The 19429-nt window shown below is 46.8% G+C and carries 17 protein-coding genes; 7 read left to right on the top strand and 10 right to left on the bottom strand.

The window, feature by feature from the left end:
• The first annotated feature begins 106 nt into the window (after positions 1 to 106).
• The 3 genes from ACN0QW_RS11235 (at position 107) to ACN0QW_RS11245 (ending at position 2069) form a co-directional block, all read left to right on the top strand.
• A complete protein-coding gene (locus ACN0QW_RS11235) occupies positions 107 to 601 on the top strand; it encodes a MarR family winged helix-turn-helix transcriptional regulator (RefSeq protein WP_417431522.1) in 495 nt (164 codons plus the stop codon).
• Positions 602 to 822: 221 nt separating this feature from the next.
• Positions 823 to 1314: an RNA polymerase sigma factor gene (locus ACN0QW_RS11240; protein ID WP_417431524.1), complete on the top strand. Its 492-nt coding sequence runs from the start codon at positions 823 to 825 to the stop codon at positions 1312 to 1314.
• Entirely contained in the window at positions 1311 to 2069 is a 759-nt protein-coding gene (locus ACN0QW_RS11245; protein WP_417431526.1) for an anti-sigma factor family protein, read from the top strand. The genes ACN0QW_RS11240 and ACN0QW_RS11245 overlap by 4 nt, the downstream gene beginning before the upstream one ends.
• 100 nt (positions 2070 to 2169) lie before the next feature.
• On the opposite strand, the gene ACN0QW_RS11250 is transcribed toward ACN0QW_RS11245, so the two are convergent.
• The 7 genes from ACN0QW_RS11250 to ACN0QW_RS11280 all read right to left on the bottom strand — a co-directional run bounded on the left by ACN0QW_RS11250 (position 2170) and on the right by ACN0QW_RS11280 (position 11026).
• The gene (locus tag ACN0QW_RS11250) at positions 2170 to 2706 is read right to left on the bottom strand and encodes a response regulator (protein WP_417431528.1); all 537 of its coding nucleotides are present in this window, start codon (positions 2704 to 2706) and stop codon (positions 2170 to 2172) included.
• A gap of 187 nt (positions 2707 to 2893) precedes the next feature.
• Positions 2894 to 4396, bottom strand: coding sequence for a hypothetical protein (locus ACN0QW_RS11255; RefSeq protein WP_417431530.1), 1503 nt, complete (start codon positions 4394 to 4396; stop codon positions 2894 to 2896).
• Positions 4397 to 4711: 315 nt separating this feature from the next.
• Positions 4712 to 5821, bottom strand: a complete 1110-nt coding sequence (locus ACN0QW_RS11260) for a M48 family metalloprotease (protein WP_417431532.1) — start codon at positions 5819 to 5821, stop codon at positions 4712 to 4714.
• A gap of 353 nt (positions 5822 to 6174) precedes the next feature.
• Positions 6175 to 8661, bottom strand: coding sequence for a GcvT family protein (locus ACN0QW_RS11265; protein ID WP_417431534.1), 2487 nt, complete (start codon positions 8659 to 8661; stop codon positions 6175 to 6177).
• A gap of 121 nt (positions 8662 to 8782) precedes the next feature.
• Entirely contained in the window at positions 8783 to 9409 is a 627-nt protein-coding gene (locus tag ACN0QW_RS11270) for a helix-turn-helix domain-containing protein (protein ID WP_417431536.1), read from the bottom strand.
• 265 nt (positions 9410 to 9674) lie between these two features.
• On the bottom strand, positions 9675 to 10361 hold the full coding sequence (gene aqpZ / locus ACN0QW_RS11275; protein WP_417431538.1) for an aquaporin Z: 687 nt from the start codon (positions 10359 to 10361) through the stop codon (positions 9675 to 9677).
• 308 nt (positions 10362 to 10669) lie between these two features.
• Positions 10670 to 11026 carry a hypothetical protein gene (locus ACN0QW_RS11280; protein ID WP_299371411.1) on the bottom strand — a complete coding sequence of 119 codons (357 nt, stop codon included), beginning with the start codon at positions 11024 to 11026 and terminating at the stop codon, positions 10670 to 10672.
• 310 nt (positions 11027 to 11336) lie between these two features.
• On the opposite strand from ACN0QW_RS11280, the gene ACN0QW_RS11285 reads away from it, so the two are divergent.
• A complete protein-coding gene (locus tag ACN0QW_RS11285; RefSeq protein ID WP_417431540.1) occupies positions 11337 to 13346 on the top strand; it encodes a bifunctional metallophosphatase/5'-nucleotidase in 2010 nt (669 codons plus the stop codon).
• 83 nt (positions 13347 to 13429) lie between these two features.
• Here ACN0QW_RS11285 and ACN0QW_RS11290 read toward each other — a convergent pair whose 3' ends face one another.
• Complete coding sequence (locus ACN0QW_RS11290) at positions 13430 to 14194, bottom strand: SDR family oxidoreductase (protein WP_417431542.1); 765 nt, start codon at positions 14192 to 14194, stop codon at positions 13430 to 13432.
• Between the two features lie 240 nt (positions 14195 to 14434).
• Between ACN0QW_RS11290 and ada the strand changes: the two genes are divergently transcribed.
• Both ada and ACN0QW_RS11300 read left to right on the top strand, forming a co-directional pair.
• The gene (ada, locus tag ACN0QW_RS11295) at positions 14435 to 15514 is read left to right on the top strand and encodes a bifunctional DNA-binding transcriptional regulator/O6-methylguanine-DNA methyltransferase Ada (RefSeq protein ID WP_417431544.1); all 1080 of its coding nucleotides are present in this window, start codon (positions 14435 to 14437) and stop codon (positions 15512 to 15514) included.
• Positions 15511 to 16293 (top strand): 2OG-Fe(II) oxygenase, encoded by a 783-nt coding sequence (locus ACN0QW_RS11300; protein WP_417431546.1) that lies wholly within the window; start codon positions 15511 to 15513, stop codon positions 16291 to 16293. The genes ada and ACN0QW_RS11300 overlap by 4 nt, the downstream gene beginning before the upstream one ends.
• Before the next feature lie 33 nt (positions 16294 to 16326).
• Here ACN0QW_RS11300 and ACN0QW_RS11305 read toward each other — a convergent pair whose 3' ends face one another.
• Together ACN0QW_RS11305 and ACN0QW_RS11310 are read right to left on the bottom strand one after the other, a co-directional pair.
• Positions 16327 to 16953, bottom strand: a complete 627-nt coding sequence (locus tag ACN0QW_RS11305; RefSeq protein ID WP_417431548.1) for a TylF/MycF/NovP-related O-methyltransferase — start codon at positions 16951 to 16953, stop codon at positions 16327 to 16329.
• A gap of 80 nt (positions 16954 to 17033) precedes the next feature.
• On the bottom strand, positions 17034 to 17348 hold the full coding sequence (locus ACN0QW_RS11310) for a hypothetical protein (RefSeq protein ID WP_417431550.1): 315 nt from the start codon (positions 17346 to 17348) through the stop codon (positions 17034 to 17036).
• Between the two features lie 326 nt (positions 17349 to 17674).
• Here ACN0QW_RS11310 and ACN0QW_RS11315 point away from each other — a divergent pair, with 326 nt between their 5' ends.
• Entirely contained in the window at positions 17675 to 19399 is a 1725-nt protein-coding gene (locus ACN0QW_RS11315) for a methyl-accepting chemotaxis protein (protein WP_417431552.1), read from the top strand.
• Positions 19400 to 19429 lie beyond the last annotated feature (30 nt).

Here is a 19429-nt window from a genome sequence, read left to right on the forward strand (position 1 = left end):
ATAACGGCAATGCGCTTTGGTTTTAAATGGGGCATTCAAATATAAACGGCAGGATAACCTGGGAGCCGTTAATATTGTCTCTGTTTGAAAATATTTTTTTGGTGTAATGACTAATATTACGCAAAAAGAATTGTCACAGGCCAAGGCCGCGTCAAAGGTAGTAAAATTGCCCAAGGTTTCACATCTGGAAGAACAGCTTTGTTTTGCGCTTTATCGTAATTCGCAAGCTATTATCAAAAAGTATCAACCGTACCTGAAGAAACTGAACCTGACCTACCCACAGTATCTGGTTTATCTGGCGTTGGAACCAAAGGGTGAGACCACGGTGAATGCTTTGGGAAAAGATCTTGGGCTTGATTCAGGTACATTATCCCCGCTTCTTAAGCGAATGGAACAGGCCGGGTTCGTCAGTCGAAACCGTTCTGTTGAGGATGAGCGCAGAGTTATGATCAAGCTGACGGAACAAGGGCGATCACTGGAACAAGGCGTGGCAAAGATGCAGCAAGATGTATCTTGCTCTGTTGGCCTGACGTTCGATGAATTTCAGGACCTTCTAACCAAGCTCAACCACATGGCAAAGGTCATGGGTGCGAAGACGTAAGATTGAAGGCGTGAGATAAAGCTTAAAAGCGCGACATCTTACGAAAAAATATCTGATATTGTGCTCAAGATAATACAGGCTTTAATCTCTGGGCTGGTTTATTCCTCTGGCTTTTGTTAAAGCTGGCAGACGGGAAGATTGAAAGTTATTTAATTTACCCAAATATAACAGGGAAAGGCCGGGCTATTCCGATCTTTGGTCAAAAGAAATCAAGAGAGGCTGTGCGTCGGGGATTGGCTGAAATCTTCCCCCGCTTGTGGCGCTATTGTCTGGTTCTGACACGGAACAAAGACAATGCGAACGACCTTGCCCAGGCTGCGTGTGAACGTGCGTTAGAAAAAGCCGACAAGTTTGAAACCGGTACGCATCTTGATCGCTGGATCTTCAAAATTGCGCAACGGATCTGGTTGAATGAACTAAGATCCCAAGCGGTTCGTCGGGGCGGCGGGCTGGTATCTGTCGATGATGTTGACCTGCCAGATACGAAAACGGACACAGAAACGAATATTTATGCTTCTCAGGTGTTGAAAGAGGTGTACCTCTTGCCAGAAGCGCAGCGCATAGCCGTTCTTTTGGTTTATGTCGAAGGATTTAGTTATAAAGACGCGGCACAGGTGCTGGATATACCAATTGGCACGGTTATGAGCAGACTGGCCGCGGCACGGGGCAGAATTTCGAAACGAATGGACAGAGAAGGGACAGGGTCGGAATGAGCCAGAAAACACATTTCTCAGACGAAGATCTGACGGCTTTTCTTGATGGCGAAACCTCTGCGGAATTGGCCCAAAAAATTGAAAGTGCGCTAGAGGTTGACACCGTTCTAATGAAGCGCCTCGAAGATCTTTCTATCCCTGTGGATGAACTTAAGACAGCTATGCAACAGGTGACGGATCAAGCCCCTAGTTTACCTGATGTTCTGATCGATAGGACATTAGCATCAAATAAAAGCCCAAGAAGCTTGCTTTATGCGGGATCTCTGGCTGCGTCTGTTTTGATTAGTCTGGTTGTTGGTGGTTTGTTTGGAAAGACGTATTTTGCACCAAGCGCAGCGCAGGGGTGGAAGCACTACGTTGCGGCGTATCAATCGCTGTATGTTGGCGATACCCTTGGTAATATTCAGTTGTCCCCGGAACAGATACAGAAAAATCTGGAAGACATATCAGGTCAGATTGGCTTTGATCTGGTTAAAATGACCGCTGATTCTGAATTGTCATTCAAACGTGCACAGCTGCTCGGGTTCAAGGGGAAGCCATTGGTTCAACTGGCTTACCTAGCCCCCGATGGGCGGCCCGTTGCTTTGTGTATTATTAGAACAAACAAAGACAACACAAAAACCATTGGTATGGAAAAGCTGGAAGGCATGGCAGCTGCCAGTTGGCGTAAAAATGGGTATGCTTTTCTCTTTATCGGTGGCGAAAATGATACGGTTATCCGTGAGGGAGCAGCCCGTTTTCAGGCCTTACTATAAAGTTTACTGGGCTATAAAGCTTACGGGGAAATATAAGGCCCCTTAAGCTGTCCTTATTGTTGAGGGGGATTTCTATGCCCTCTAACGGAGACTTCTCGCGCTAGGCGTTTCTGTTCCAGGGAAAGGTGTTTTCAGGAATAAAACTAACGTCGTCTTCTTCTCGCTGGTCTTCTTTGGGATCATCATATCTTCGGCGACGACAGGGGCCCACGTAATCGTCAATACGAACAAAGGGACGGGGACGTTTGATAATCCGTTCTATGGCTTTATACAGCATCATGGGCGAAAGGGGTTTTAGCAAAAACTCATTCATGCCCTTATCCCGTGATGTTGTGACCAATTCTTTTTCGGCATGGGCGGTTAAGGCAATAATCTGGATAAAAGGCGCGGGGCTATTTTCTTCGGTTCGTAGCTGTTGAATAAGTTGGTTCCCGTCCACAGGTGTCATGTCCAAGTCGATAATCGCGATATCAGATGGCATATTCCGCAAGGCTTGGATGGCTTCTTCTGCTGACGAGGCTACACGCGGATTGCTCACATCAAAGGCGCGCAAGATTGTTTTCACAATACGCTGCATAACGGGATTATCATTGACGATCAGAAATTCGACGTCTTTCAGGTCACAGGCTACTGTCAATTTTATTCACTCAACACATTCTTCCGGACACTCATCAAAGAACAGTCCTGCGGGATTAGCGCACAGTTTAATCCGTTGTTGTATATAAGACTATTCTAAAGATTGTCGCATCTTCAAAGAAATAGATATGCGGTCAGCTTGGTTTATTTTTCGTTAAGCAGTGGTGTGATGTCGGAATAATGAGTATTTATTTCGTGCATTCAAAACGTTCCAATATAACCCTGTCTGGCAACGTTTCACCAAAAAGGTCTAAAGAGGCCGACATGTTTTTGGTGGCCAAGTCTGAAATGGCGTAAAAATGCACCGTTCTTGAAGCTGCTGTTATTGCTGTGCTTTCCAGCGTGGCAATCAGACACCATTGCGAAGGAATGCTTTGTTCAAACCAATCGGGATAGATCATGGCATAGTCGATATGCTTACTGGTCGCCAGCGTGTGAACTGTTTGGGAATCAAACTTGCCGTTAGCACGTAATTTGCGTGCTTTTTCTGATCCTAACCCCCAAAGATCCAACACATATTGATCATTTTGATAGGATACCCACCCCAAATCATTCACGGCAACAGGCCGGGCAAAATAATCGGTTGCAAAGCGGTGCATCTGATACTGTTGCTCATAAATGCCTCTGGACGCAAAGGGGGTTGCGATTGCGGCAAGACCATAGGGGATGGCGAGAAACAACAGGGTTCCGATAAAGAGTAATTTTGCCTTGAAACTGTTGGTTATTATTGATGGGTCGATGTTCTTGCTCAAAAGATAAAGACCGCCAAGGACCATGACACTAACTGCATAGACTTCGTAACGATGGAACCAATTGTACCGCCCGGCAACCATGTGGGCCAGCAGTGTCAGAATAAGAACGCCGCCAATAATAAATTTGGGCGATGCCCAAAGCTTGTCCTGAAATAAAGAATGTTTTCTCCATGCCAAAACAATTGACAGCGAGGTCAGCAGAATAGCCACCAGAAAGATAATTCCCCACCGTTCAGATAACGAGTTCTGAAAGTTATTCACCAATGCCAGCAGACTGTTGGCAATGCCTGATTGTTCAGTTCCAGAAACAAAAACATTGGATTTAACCATGACCGAGCTTGGCAAAATAGATTGCCCGATCGAGATCATTGTAACGCCATAGAGTGCAATAAGGGCGGTTATCGTCAAACCGATAAAAACAGCGAGCCGCCAACGCCCTAAAAACAGTAGGGCAACAAGCGTTGCCCCTGAAAGGGCCATACCTTCAAAGCGGATCAACGGCCCCAAAATCACAGCAGCGATAAACCAGTTGGGACAGGGGGGCGTGCGCGTTCCTTCGGCAAGTGTAATCAAGCCACGGATTGTTGCTAAAGCGATCAAAACATGAAGTGAATGTTCCATCCCCGTCATCGGCAAGGCAAGACCGCTGATCGACAGGATAAGTAGCAGTGCAGCCAAGTTCGCAAAGTTGTCCGTTGACGATGTGGTTCGGGGAAGAACATGACACCAGAAAAAATCCAACAGGATATAAACGGAAAGCCCGGCTGCGACGATGTTTAGCAACAGGGGCGTATAAAACCCAAGCCCAATAAACTCACCGAGAGCAAGTAACAGAGGATACAGGATTGAAGACGAGGGCGATGAATATTCCGTGGCATTTACACCATAGCCCCCCCTGAATAATATTCTCGGCAACAGACAGGTGAATATAGGGATCATCCAACGTATAAATCAGATGCCCACCCGAGAGCCAAACACTGAGCCCAATGATCAGTACAGTAAGACCCGCCCACATCAACAGCGCATTTTTCAAAAATATTTTTCTGTGCTGCGAAGGTATTACGTTGGTCAAGAATGTGCTCTTTATGTTGATGCAGACGAGAGGAAACGGACATGTTTTTCTTTCAAAGAATAACACTTAGGCCATTTAATACAGGTGTTATGTAAAACGCTGCCCCTTAATTTTCCCTAAAGAGAACAGGTTTTGTTCCGGAGAAAATAATTCATTCATCATCCCCCACACAGCCAATCAGATCACTCTGTCCCCTCAACCAGATCTACTCCGTTGTCGATCTTTCGTCTTAAGTCTCCTGCAAGATCTTTGAGTGCGGCGAGGCGTTGTTCATTAACCCGGTGTGACGCGCCGATAGAACTCCCGTTTGTGCCCAGATTTTCGCTTACGTTTTGCCAGAATGTCACCATGGTTTCAGGGTCGTACCCGGATCTGGCATAAATCACCATGGCTAAGGCGTCGGCTTCCATTTCGTGTTCGTCCATATTGGCCCGCGCCCCTGACTCGTAAGCTGCACGGGTGATATCCCCGTTGGTGTGCCCGACTAAAAGGCCCAGAAGGGTTTCGGCGACCAATCCACCTGCGCCAGCAGCAAGGCCACTGGCTTTACGATCGCCGGGGTGGCCTTCGATCATGTGGGCGATTTCATGCGCGACCATCAGGGCAACATGTTCATCGGTTTCCAGATAGTAATCAAGCCCGCTGGTAAAGGTAAAACCATCGCTGTCTTCAGATGCGTTGGCAGTCAGCTTATTGAACAGATAGTTAACCCGGTATTCACAGCGTTCTTGATAATTCAGGGTTAGCTTTTTCTCTTCATAAACACCATCAGCACTCGGTCGTGACACCGTAAGCTGATAACTCCCTTCATCCTTCCAGTCCTCAAGCGGTGGCGTTTGCATGTAGTCAAAGCGGGTATAGTCTTTACCCTCGATTTTTCGTGGGTGCAGCTTCATATCGGCAATGGAAACCAGTTGATCCCCTAATTTGACCCCGGCAAGCGCAGCGGGGGAATTTTCGTAAACCGACTTCACGCGCAGGTTCAAGTCAAGTTTGTGTTCATCGATTAAGATCTCTGAATAACGACGATCGGGAAGGTTCAGACTGCTCCACACCTCCATCCCAGTGTAAACGCCTAGATCATCTTTGCAAAGATCGCGCGAGGCAACTAGCATTGGCATCGCGATGGATTTAATGCGTTGTTCCCGATCAAGATCTTCTTGAACTACATTGAGATAATAAGCGCGGTCGTCTGTGCTTAAGGTTGCCACATCCAGCTTTTTTTGCTTCTGCGTAGCACAGCCCCCAATCAGCAAAGCCGCTCCACAACAAACCAACCCAAAAACCCGCATTATCTATCCCCCAGATAAAATTAAATTCACGTAGTGCGTGAATATTTATGATCTGATACTTAAACACAAGTGCATTTCAACTGGGGTGGGATTTAAGGGTAACCTCCAAAATTATATGAGTAACATAAAAAAGACCGCAACACTCGCTTGAGTGCTGCGGCAGAGTTGGTCCCTTGTTGGTGGAACCCAGTTATGGCTTGGTGTACGGCTTCAAACTTGGGAGGCTTGAGTGATGCGTACAGTGGGGTGCTACGGGCTTGTTAAGTGCCCGCTTGGCAGGTGGTGTCGAGCGGGGAAGCCGCCCACAACCGATGACTGGCTGGTACAATCGGCTGGGGCTTATTCCCGGACCTTCACCCATCTGCTTTAGGTCGTTCGGATTTTGGATCGTAAAGCGGTTTCAGCGACATTGTTGCCTCGAAGCTTTCACAGGCGATTTCGACCGAGAAATTGTCTTCTTTCACCCAATCGGCGGTAACACCGTTGTCATCGTGGACATAGCCAAGACCGATTGAACTGCCAAGTGTATGGCTGTATCGACCAGAGGTAATCTTGCCGACGATTTTATCGCCTTTGTAGATTGGTTCGTTATGGTACATCATCGGTGGCTCGCCCTTGGCGTTTTTGGCATCCTTGAGCTGTAGAGCAACCATGCGCTTGGTGAGCGGTTTTCCCTTTTGTTCAAGCAAGGCTTCACGACCGATAAAGCCGCCTGTTTTGTCCCAGGCGATGGCAAAGCCCAGACCTGCTTCCAGTGGGGTGTCTTCGTCCGAAATTTCGTGGCTCCAGTGACGGAAGCCTTTTTCCAGACGTAACGTATCCACAGCATGCATACCGCCAAGGGTCAGGCCCATATCTTTGCCTGCGTCCATTAGTGTATCAAAGACGTGAACGGCATATTCGGATGGTACATAAAGCTCCCACCCCAACTCACCGACATAGGTGATGCGTCCGGCCTTGATCTTGGCATAGCCCATCTCGATTTCCTGACAGGTGCCAAAAGGAAACGCAGCGTTGGAAAGATCGGCAGGGGTTACTTTTTTCAACAGCTCGCGGCTGTTTGGCCCCATGACGGCAAAGAGCGCATAGCCAGATGTGACGTCTGTTGCAAAGCAATGATCGTCTTCTGAAATGTGGCTGTTGAGGAAATGGAAGTCGCGGGTTTGGGTGCCACCGGATGACAGTACCATAAAGCTGTTCTCGGCCAGACGGGTCACGGTCAGATCAGCTTCGATCCCGCCGCGTTCGTTCAGCCATTGGGTATAAACCATCTTACCCACAGGCACGTCGATATTGGCACCGGAAATTCGGTTGAGAATTTTTACGGCGTCCTTACCTTGCACCATGTATTTCCCGAAAGAACTCATGTCGAAAAGGGCGACGTTTTCACGGGCGGCTTTACATTCTGCGCCACAGTAATCATGCCAGTTCTGCGGACCATAAGAGTATTCATATTTTGGTTCGACACCTTCGGGCGCAAACCAGTTGGCGCGTTCCCAACCAGCCATCTGTCCAAAACAGGCGTTGGCTTTTTCCAAACGGTCGTGAATGGGGGATCGTTTGATATCGCGACAGGTCACGGGCTGTTTTTCTGGCCAGTGCATTTCATAAAGCAGGCCGAGGGCCTCGGTCGTGCGATCAAAGAGATACTTATCGCCGCCTTGGAAAGGTTGAACACGACGGATATCAACGTCCCACATATCAACGGGGCAATTGCCTTGAACAATCCAGTCCGCAAGAATTTTACCCGCACCGCCCGCTGACTGGATGCCCGTTGAATTAAAGCCAGCAGCGACATAAAAATTCTTCATCTCTGGCGCTTCACCAAGGTAAAAACGGTTATCGGGGGTAAAGCTTTCCGGACCGTTGAAGAAGGTGTGGATACCAGCGCTTTCCAACAGAGGTATACGTGCCATGGCGTTTTCCAGAGCCGGGGTAAACTGATCCCAATTTTCCGGTAGTTCATCAAAGCAGAAATTATCTGGAATACCTTTGTGACCCCATGGCACAGCATTGGGTTCGAAGCAGCCAATCAACAGCTTGCCTGCGTCTTCTTTGTAGTAGTTATAACCATCCGGATCACGAAGGGTTGGCAGTTTCGGCAGGTTGTCGATGGCTTCGGTTACGATGTAGTAGTGTTCCGCAGCATGAAGAGGGACGTTGACACCGACCTTTTTGGCTACTTCGCGGGCCCACATTCCACCGCAGTTCACAACGATTTCGGCGCGGACTTCACCCTGATCTGTGATAACACCTGTTACCTTGCCACCATTGGGGCCGGGTTCAGTGATGATGTCTTCAACCTTGATGCCTTCGATAATCGTGGCACCGCCTTGACGTGCACCCTTGGCAAGGGCCTGTGTTGTATCAATCGGGTTGGTTTGTCCGTCCCCCGGCAGGTAAACACCACCAACAAGGTTGCTGACATCAGCAATGGGATAGTGTTCCAGAATTTGTTCTGGTGTGATGACATCAACTTCCAAGCCAAAGTTACGGGCCATGGATGCCCCACGTTTGAGCTCTTCAAAACGTCCTTCTGTCTGGGCGACAGAAACGGACCCCGTATGAACCAGCCCGGTTTCCTGTCCGGTTTCAGCGGCGAGATTATTGTAAAGATCGGCTGTGTACTTTGCCATCTTGGTTAAATTCTCAGTCGCGCGAAGCTGCCCAACCAACCCGGCGGCATGCCATGTGGTGCCGCAAGTAAGTTGTTTCCGTTCCAGTAACAGTACGTCTTTCCAACCAAGTTTGGTCAGATGATAGGCAACGGAACACCCGATTACACCACCACCAATGATAACAACCTGTGCCTGTTCGGGAAGAGTTTTTTTATTCGCCATCGTATTAATTCCATACAAAGGGGGACATATAAGAGGGGCATTGCCCCAGGGCATTTTGTTTTTGAAATTTTGGGTTGGGGAATTTAAGTACACCCCGACCGTAGAGCGATCACAGATCGTGTTAGTAATGGGGCGGAGAGAGTATCCAGAGTACTTCTGCGTCTTCCGCGCCGTTGTTATAGGTTTTATGGGGTTCGCCGGGGTTGATGCGAAAGCTGTCACCAACACCGAGATCATAGGTCCGTTCACCAATTTCAACTGCGATGTTTCCCTTGATGATATGACCGGAAACTTCGACTTTTTCCCGCGAAATCTGTTCTTCACCTGTGGCTGATCCGGGGGAAAAACGCCCCATGATCAATTCAACATCACCGCTGAGATCGGGGGACATTAGTTCTTCGACCATGCCTGATCCGGTAAAGCTGAGCCGTCGTCTATGATTGTGGCGAACGATGTGGCTTTTTTCCGTTGGATCAGCAATATCCTCGCCATGGAAAAACCATGAGTTTGAAACTTCCAGAGCCGCAGAAATCTTGTTTAGGATCGGAATGGATACGACGGAAATACCCCGTTCAATCTGGCTGACATAACCAACTGACTTGCCAATTTTTTCGGCGAGTGTGGTCACTGACATCCGTTTGGCCTTGCGCAGATCACGGATCTGTCCGCCGACGGTGACGGACTCGTCGTCGAGATCTTGCTTGGGAGGATTGTGCTTATGCAGGGTTTCTACTTTGGGTCGTGCCATCTGTATCGCCAAACGTTTTAAATTATGTTCTGGCACAATAAAGACAGTATTAAATGAAAAAAGATAGTCAAAATTTCATTTAAATGAAAAAACGCAATAAAATTACATGTGTGTTTGTGGAGTTTGAAAAATGAATTATTTTATAAGTAATTGATTTTTAATTATTATTTTGTGATTTTATTGTTTGAATACAAAATGAAAAGCCCAAGAGAAATTTGGTTCTCTTGGGCTGTATTTTCTTTCACGGTAAATTTGAATGTTGCTTTTATGATTTGAACCAGCGATAGCTGAAGCCTGCTCCTAATGCGCCAAGTAAAGGGGCAACCCAGAAGAGCCAAAGCTGTTCAAGTGCCCATCCGCCGACAAAAAGAGCAGGGCCTGTGCTTCGTGCAGGGTTCACCGATGTATTGGTGATGGGGATAGAAATCAGGTGAATCAGGACGAGGGCGAGACCGATGGCCAAAGGTGCAAAGCCTGCGGGGGCCTTTTCATCTGTTACGCCAAGAATAATAAAGAGAAAGAAGAAGGTCAGAAGAACTTCAATAAGAAGGCCACTCATCATGGAATAGCCCATGGGGGAGTGTGCGCCGTATCCGTTGGATGCAAAGCCACCAGCAACGGAAAAATCAGGGATACCATTTGCAATCACATAGAGTAGTCCGGCTGCGGCAATTCCCCCCGCAAGCTGTGCGATCCAATAGGGAACAATCTGTCCGGCTTCGAATTTGCCCCCAGCCCAAAGACCCAGAGTAACCGCCGGATTAAAATGCCCGCCCGAGATATGACCAACGGCGTAGGCCATGGTGACAACGGTAAGGCCAAAGGCAAGTGAGACGCCAACAAAACCGATTCCGAGATCAGGAATGCCAGCGGCGAGGACAGCCGAACCACAGCCGCCAAAAACCAACCAGAAAGTACCTAGAAATTCGGCACCATATGCTTTTGTATTCATTTTGAAACCCTCCCCCTTAATGCAGGTCAAATTGATATTGTGAGAACAATCATGAAGCACGCTGATGATGCTGTTTGTTCGTAAATAACGTGCCGGATAATACCATGCCGCTTTTGAAAAGATGCTGCGTAAAGATACTTAGTCTCTAGGGGATAAGTGACCATTGGTTGGGAGCAGTGTCTAAGCTCAAAATGATCATAAAGCTATCATTATTCCATCACTGTGACACAGCATGTTTAGGACAATTTTGTTTTTCCTTTGTGAAACCGATTTTGAGGTATTTGGGGACCAGAAGAGGAAGGAAAGAGTTATCTCCTCCATTTCTTAAAAATTCTTTCCACTTCATCAAGAGAAACTGAAATATACTTTGTCCATAGGCAGGAGGACCATTTTTGATAGCCTATTAAATTGTTCAGGGAATTGTTAATGGCAGTGGAATTCAATTGGGCCATGAGATTATCATTACTCGAATTGCGAGCGGATGGACTTTCTAAGCAAGCCTCCTGAATATTTGGATAGGCAATCGCAATAAGATGGGTTTCTGCTAAGGTTAGCCCCATTAATGTATGAAATTCCCCGTCGTCTAGAAAATTCCCAGAAGAAATAGCAAGAAGGCACTCTTTTACGACCCACTTTTCTTCATCGGATAAATTTTCGGAAGTCATTATGATTCTGCACAAATTGCAGCAATAGTTATCGGAAAACTAAGTTTGTATTATTACAGGACAGTAAAGCCTGTTTCTGAGTTTAGCTGATTTTTTGCAATAAGGCTTGAATAAAATTGAAAAACCTCTGATCGAGAAAATAGTTTTCGGGCCAGTAGTTGACTTAAAAGCCCAGTCAGTTGTCTTGAATTATTTTTGATCACATTCATCTAAACATCATCACAAAATCATCTTGCCGTCATTGATCAGTAACAGAGCGGCATCATTTTGGCGCAGTTCGACTTATTCTGTGTGAAAGTGATTTTCTGTTATGAGTGATGTTAAATTGGGGATGACCCGCCGTCGTTTACTTCTGGGGGGTGTCGTTGCGGCATCTGCTGTTGGTTTTTCACCCTTTTTAACAGCGCGCAGTGATGCCGCGCCTTTGGCTGGGGAATTACAACTGGTCCCAGCAACGCCAAACCCTTTGGGATCTATCGAAAAGCTGTTTCTACTCAAAGGTGATCCATTAAGCGGTGCGATTAAACGGATCGTGACCGAAGAAGGCAATCCGGTGCCGTCGCCGAAACTTATCCCAGGAGAACGGCGTGTTTTACGTGTTCTTCATTTCAACGATATGCATAATCACATCACCGAAATGCATGGTAAAAAGGGTGATACCTATCGCTTGTCACAAATCGTACAGCGGGTAAAAGCTGCCCGCGCGTCAGCGGCTGAAAATGAGGCAGTGCTTTTTGTTTCAGCGGGGGATGACCACACAGGATCAATTTTTGATGAACTCATGGGCTGGAGTGTGGATGAGTTTGTTGCTGATGCAGGTTACAGAAGTTATTCGGCAGCAGGACTGGATATCGCCGCAATCGGTAATCATGAATTTGATCGGGGTGCGGAACTTTTGAAAAAAGCGGCACTAACGGATGCGCGTTTCCCTTTGTTGTCAGCAAATGTTCATTCCTCGCAACACCTGAAACGAGACGAAGATTACGTTGCGGCTGCCATTGCTGAAATCAAAGGTTTACGTATTGGACTGGTTGGCTTGACCACCAACATTGATACGCGCGTGGGGCAGCCTGATGACAAGACACTGGCCGTTGATCGACCGTTGAAAGCGATTGAGAACATCTTGCCAGCCGTTGCCGAGATTTCCGATGTTGTCGTTATTCTTTCGCACTGTGGTTATGGTGTAGGGCAGCATACATCCGGTAAGGCAGCGACAGTACGCGATGTTGGTGAGGGCGACTTTGCTATTGCTGGACTGGCGGGCAAGTTGACAGATAAGCCGGTTGTTGTCGTTGGCGGGCATACCCATACCCGGTTGAATGAAGAGAAAATTGAAGAAAACAACCTGATTGATGGTGTCCTGATTACCCAGGCCGAGGCCCATGGCAAATATCTGGGTGATATTGCTATGTCTATCGCGGCTGAAAACGGGCGTAAGGATTGGTACAGTTCTGTTTCCCTACACCGAATAAAGCCGAGGGACAAGCGCGTCTCGGTTGATGATCCAAAATATCAAACGCTACAAAACGAAGATGACTATGACGCTGACTTTGAAAAGCAGCACATCGCCCCGCTCATCAAGGCATTGGACAGTAAATTGGCCGAGATTATTGGCTCTGTTGATACGACTGATTTGAGCCGGGACAAGATGATTGCGTCGCGTTATATCGGCGAAAACAAACTTGCCAACTATATGAATGATGCTGTGTTGGCGCGATCAAATAGCTTTGCGGGCGGAGAGGTCGACTTTGCCTTGTTTAACGCCACGGGTATTTCAACAGGGGTGGAAAAGGGACCGTTAAGTTTCAAAAACTGGTACGATGTTATGCCCTATGCAGATGCTATTCATATTGCGAGCCTCAGTGGTCAACAGGTATTTGACATGCTGCAATCAAATGCCAAGCGTTTGCTTCGTGATGAAGAAGTTGCAGGGACCAACCTAGAGGGATTTGTCTCGCGCGGCTTTTTGCATTTTTCATCGGACATTCGGTATGAAATTGACCTCGGTGCATCTGCCCGCGATGCCACCGCAGTGAATATTACCCTTAAAGGCGAGGCAATCGAAAAGTGCTTGGATAAAACCTATACGATGGTGGTGAATACCTATCTTGCGCTTGGTGGTTTCGGTGAAAATTGGAATGGTAAGCCTATCGGCGGCGGGGTCGCGGGTGATATTCCCAGCTTTGATATGCGCAAACTACAGTATGACCATACCGGTCTGATCTACCGCAACGAGGTTATTGCTCATATTCGGGAAAGTCAGGTTATTTCGGCTGAAACAGGCGCTAAACTTGATGGGCGCATAACTGTTTTGAGCTAAGGGTTCGTTGAATTTTTGCTTAATTAATTTTAACAAACAAGGCCAACCAGCTGGTTGGCCTTGTTTGTTGGTATTGTGCTAAATCAAGTTTTATTGATGGAAACACCCCCTTCGACCATCAATGCGGTCCCTGTGACAAAGCTTGCGTCATCAGAGGCAAGGAACAGGGCAGCCGTGGCAATTTCTTTCGGATCAGCAATACGTTTCAGGCCGTGAAGACTTTTGACAAAATCTTCCATTTCTTCGTTTGAGGCAACAGAACGTCCCATGGGGGTGTCTGTGCCACCGGGAATAAGACTGTTTACCCTCAAACCTTTGGGGCCGTATTCTGCCGCAAGACATTGCATCATTCCGTTAATCCCGGCCTTTGAAGCGGCATAGGGAGCCATACCGGGCATGCCGATAGTATGACCTACAAAGGTCGATGTGAAAATCAAAGACCCATGATCACTTTCGAGCAAGGCAGGGATTTGATGTTTGGCACTTAAAAAAGCAGATGTCAGATTGGTATTGATGGTATCATGCCATCCGTCCAACTCCAATGTTGGCGTGTCCCCCATGGCGCCAAGGGTTCCGGCATTGTTAAAGGCAATATCCAGTTTTCCATAGGTTCCGGTGGCGACCTCGACCAAAGCTTTGGCATAGTTTGCATCGGTAACGTCCCCGGAAACAGCAACGCCCTGTCCCCCCGCAACACGGATTTCTTCGATAAGTTTATCCAATTCTTGCTGGCGTCGGGCCCCGACAACAACCTTTGCGCCTTCTTCCGCAAACAGCTTAGCAGCGGCATAGCCGATACCTGAACTTGCACCCGTAATAATGGCAACGCGATTTTCTAATTTACTCATTTTCAGATCCTTTATGGTTTTGTTTTAAATATTGAAGGATCAGTATTGAGGTAGCATGGGGTTTTGGAACTCCGCTTCTTGTTCTGTAATTCAAAAAAAATCTTTAAAAACGGGGAATTACGGGAAATAAAAAAATAGAATACAAAAGCAAGAATCAGAGTTTGGGTCTATGATTTTTGAGCTAGCTTTTAGAAACTGACGAAATGTTGTGCTACAAGTTGGATGACAGGAGCAAAGGTAATGGCAACTCAGATGATTATTTTGCCAAAATTTAAAAGTGATGATGAGCGATATCAAGCGATTGTGGACCGTGACCCGTCGGCGGATGACGTCTTTTATTACGCTGTTTTGACGACGGGTGTTTATTGTCGGCCATCCTGTGCTGCGCGTTTGGCTTTGCGGAAAAATGTCAGTTTTCATGAAAGCTGTGCTGAGGCTGAGAAGGCAGGGTATCGCCCGTGTAAACGGTGCCGTCCCAATGAAATGAAAAAACAAGAACGTCAGGCACTGGCCATTGAAAAGGCTTGCCGTTTGATCGAAGAGGCCGAAGAAGCGCCTGATCTTGATACCTTGGCAGAAGCTGTGGGGATGAGCCGTTTTTATTTTCACCGTACTTTCAAGGCCATTACAGGCGTTACGCCAAAGGCTTATACCAACGCGCACCGGGACAATCGGGTACGTAAGGGATTAAGCAAAAGCGAAACAGTGACAGAAGCGATTTACGACGCGGGGTTTAATTCCAACGGCCGCTTTTATGCTAATACTGAAAAGCTTTTGGGGATGAAGCCGACAAGTTATCGAAAAGGCGGCAAGGATACTGAAATTCGCTTTGCCCTTGGGGAATGTTCACTGGGGTCAATTCTGGTAGCCGCAAGTGAAAAGGGGATATGTTCCATTCTTCTCGGCGATGATCCCGAAACCATGATACAGGATCTTCAGGACCGTTTTTCCAAGGCCATTTTGAAAGGCGGAGATGCTACGTTCGAAAAGTGGGTGGCGCAGGTTGTCGGCTTTGTCGACGACCCCGCAATTGGTCTTGATTTGCCATTGGATATTCGCGGGACGGCCTTTCAACAGCGGGTTTGGAAAGCCCTGGTCGATATTCCTGTGGGAAGTCGTTTGAGCTATGCGGAAGTTGCTGAGAAAATAGGTTCGCCCAAGGCTGTTCGGGCTGTTGCTTCCGCTTGTGCCGCCAATCATATCGCCGTGGCTATTCCTTGTCACCGGGTGGTACGAAGCGATGGGGCTTTATCCGGTTATCGTTGGGGGGTAGAGCGCAAACAACAGCTGTTGGATTGTGAAGCGGTTGCTGCGCAATGACGGTACATGAACCAATGACAGTCGATGAAAAGGTACGTGCGTTAGAAGTTTCTGCCGATGTGTCATCTACAGTAAGTCAGACTTTAAGCCAGAGCAAAATTTCTGTCACCGAGATCGCGCATAGCCTAGATAAAAATGGCTATGCCGCTCTCAAGGGAATAATTGCTGAACCTGATTGCATTGCGTTAGCTGGTGGGTATAACGCCGATGACCTCTATCGGTCCCGTGTTGTGATGTCTCGTCATGGTTTTGGACAGGGGGAATACAAGTATTTTGACTATCCCTTACCAGATCTGGTCAGCCGTTTACGCACTCGGCTTTATGAACCATTGGCCGAGATCGGGAATAGATGGAATGCGTTGATGAATATGGATCAACGTTTTCCCAGAACACATAAACAGTATCTCGACCTGTGTCATGAAGCAGGTCAGACGAAAGCAACGCCTTTGCTGTTACAATATGGTGCCGGGGATTATAACTGTTTGCATCAGGATGTTTACGGCGAGCTGCTTTTCCCGTTGCAAGTGGCGTGTCTGTTATCCAAACCCGGGCAGGATTTTACGGGGGGTGAATTTGTTCTCACAGAACAGCGCCCTCGGATGCAATCACGCGCTGCGGTTGTTCCTCTGGATCAGGGGGATGCGGTTATTTTTCCCGTCCGCAACCGACCTAAACACGGTACGCGCGGTATCTATCGGGTGAATATGCGGCACGGCGTGAGTGAAATCAGATCGGGTCAACGTCATACTCTGGGTCTTATTTTTCATGATGCTGATTAAATAGTTTAGTAAATTTTGAGTAATTATATCAAATTATTCTAAGACTCTAAATGCTGCTTGTCCGTGTTTGGTGCGTGATAAAGGAGTTATATTTCTATTGTACTCATGAACCCATTCTGAGAGGGCTTTCCATTCACCTTCTTGCCATGTTTCATATGCATATTCATGAGAAAGTTTTTCCCAATGTTGAAGTTCATCAAAAACAAGGATTGTACCAGTGACAATTCTTGCATCTAAATGTGTCAATACAGTCTTAGTTGACGAGTAAAGGTTACAATCCATATGGGCAAATGAAACAGGTCCCTCATTTTTCTCTAACCAAGACGGTAAGGCATCATCAAACCATCCGGGTGCAAGCTTCACGTTTTCAGCAGTTTTGGGTAGCTCATCCAATGCAAACCAATTTTTTGGAACAACATTTTTTTTGTCGTGTGAAAGATACCATTTTTCAGGAAGTCCACAAAAAGAATCAAAACCCCAAAATGTTTCAGCTGGATGATTTGTGGCTAAATGATTTAGCGTATCCCCTTTGTATACACCGAATTCCATTGAGTATCCAAAAAATTTAGAGGTTGCTGCGCTGTCAACCAAATGCTGTAGCCTATTTGGATGAATCGTTACTTCACTTAAAAGTTCTTCATGTATTTTTTTTAATAACATTTGATACCTGAATATAAGACTTGAAACGAGGGTTTTGATGTTTGTTTGTGCTATCGATATTTACAAAGAGCGGGGTATAGTCAATTGGGCAATGATAATGGCTTGTACTCTTTTTGCCCGCCTGGTGAATAGAAAACGGCTATCTTTGAGTTGTTTATTTCAAGGATCTTATGAAAAAACATGTTGTTGGCAAAATATATAGACCCATTTTCCCATGAAATAGTAGCCCATACGCCTATAAGACCATAATCGTCTGATAAAGCCTGCAATGATCTCTGTAATGCAGCACACAACGTTTTTGTGTTTGTATATGTTTGGTTATGATTATACGCAATTTGAAGTATGAATTCTGGTGTTATAGGGCTTGTAAATTTGTCAGTTTTCGTATTGGTCATGGTGGTTTCTAAGATAGTCAAAAAACTAGTTGATGAAGGTTATTTTTATAATTCAGTGTCCAATAATGGAGTGGAAACAGGAATTGATAAAGGCATCTTTCTCAAGTTGGTTAATTTTTTTAAGTGAATGTCAATTCTATCAACGGCCATTGATGATTGGGTAGTTAGGATGTATTTTCCTTTGCTTGTTAATTCCCTAAAGCATTGAGATAAAATGTCTTATTTTTAGCAAACCTTTTGTTAACCTAAATACGGGACATTTTATCTGTGCAAACAGTGATAATGGGGCGACTACAGACCCCATAAAAAGGGGGACTTTACCACAGATGGAGAAAGCAGTTACGGACATTGTTGATACTGGCGAGGAAAATGACAGCCTGATTAAAGCCGAACGACAGGCTTATGCTTTACGGCGTGATCTTCAGACCCTGGGGGATGCATTACAGGGTGAATTTGAAGGCACGATGTCTCTGGCCAAGTTGGCGGGCGATGCAATGCAGGATGCCAGTGCGGCCACGCGCAACGCATTGGATAGTGTCAGCAACAAAGCAAATGAATTAGAAAATGATGCCAACACAGCGACGCAAAATGTTGATGCCGTAGCGGCAGCAACCGAAGAAATGAACGCCTCTATAGCCTTGGTTGGCGAGCATGTTGCCAAAACGGCAGAAGGAGCCAAGGGGGCCGCGCAAGAAGCCAAAGGGGCCACAGATACTATTCAGGTGTTGGCACAGGCCTCGGAAAAAATTGGGGATGTCGTCAAGCTGATCGAAGGCATTGCAGGTCAAACTAACCTTCTTGCGCTAAATGCGACGATTGAGGCTGCGCGTGCTGGCGATGCCGGTAAGGGATTTGCTGTTGTGGCCAGCGAAGTGAAAAGTCTGGCACAACAAACAGCCGGAGCAACAAAAGATATCACTAACCAAATTACCGAAATTCAATCTGTCACCGGACAGGTGGTCGAGGTAATTGCGAATATCACCTCTGTCATTAATTCCGTTGAAGACTTTTCTTCGGAAGTATCTGACCGTGTACAGGAACAGGTCGCGGCGATTAATGAAATTGGGCGAAATGCGCAACAGGCAGCTGTCAGCACAAGGCAGGTAACAGATTCCATGGCGACAGTCGTTTCAGAAGTGAACGATGTGCGCAGTCTAACGCAAACGCAGGAAACCAATGCCAACAAAATGCGCGATCTTCTCGAAGCGCTTAATCTGCGTTTAGAAACCGCTGTTAAGGAAACGCACGCTGGCGATGGTGAAAAGCTACAACGTATTCCGTATGATCTGGACGGTATCTTGTCTTTTCAGGGAAATCGAGAGCCGGTTAGCCTACGCGATTTCACGAATAAAGGTACGCTTCTTTGCAAGCTTAATGGCCCTGTAGAGGAAGGCGCTGCCGTCGACATTGAGGTTCATCCCTATGGTTGCCTGAAAGGAACCGTAGAGGCGGTCCTTCTATCGGGTGTTATGGTGGTTTTTGATCAGAATTCCCAAAAATTAGCCCAGACGTGCCTAGAGAGTGTGATCGCTATGGATCAACCCTTTATCGCCAAGGGTATCAGTACAGCAAAGGTAATTGGTTTGCGTTTCGATGCAGCCATCGATGCGGGTGAGATATCGTTGGAAGACTTATTCGACAGAGAATATCAACCTGTTGAGAACAGCGATCCACAACAACACACAACAAGGTATTTGGATTTCACTGATCGTGTCCTGCCCGATGCACAAGAGCCTGTGCTTGATTTTCATGACAAGGTTGCTTTTTGTGCAGCGGTTGATGTGAATGGCTATCTGCCAACGCATAACCTGATCTATAACAATTCGCAGAAACCTGATGACCCGATCTGGAATGCAGGGAATTGCCGAAACCGACGTATTTTTACGGATAGAACAGGGGCCTCTGCCGGGGCAAATACCAAAGATTATCTGTTGCAAAGTTATCTGCGGGATATGGGCGGCGGCAAGTTTGTCTTAATGAAAGACCTGAGCACGCCGATTATGGTCAAGGGGCAGCAATGGGGCAATTTGCGCATGGGCTATGCCCCGTAAAAGCCCTGTATGTTATCTCAAATAAGATAA

Origin of the sequence: Kiloniella sp. (assembly GCF_048259265.1) — a bacterium.
GTDB lineage: Bacteria > Pseudomonadota > Alphaproteobacteria > Kiloniellales > Kiloniellaceae > Kiloniella.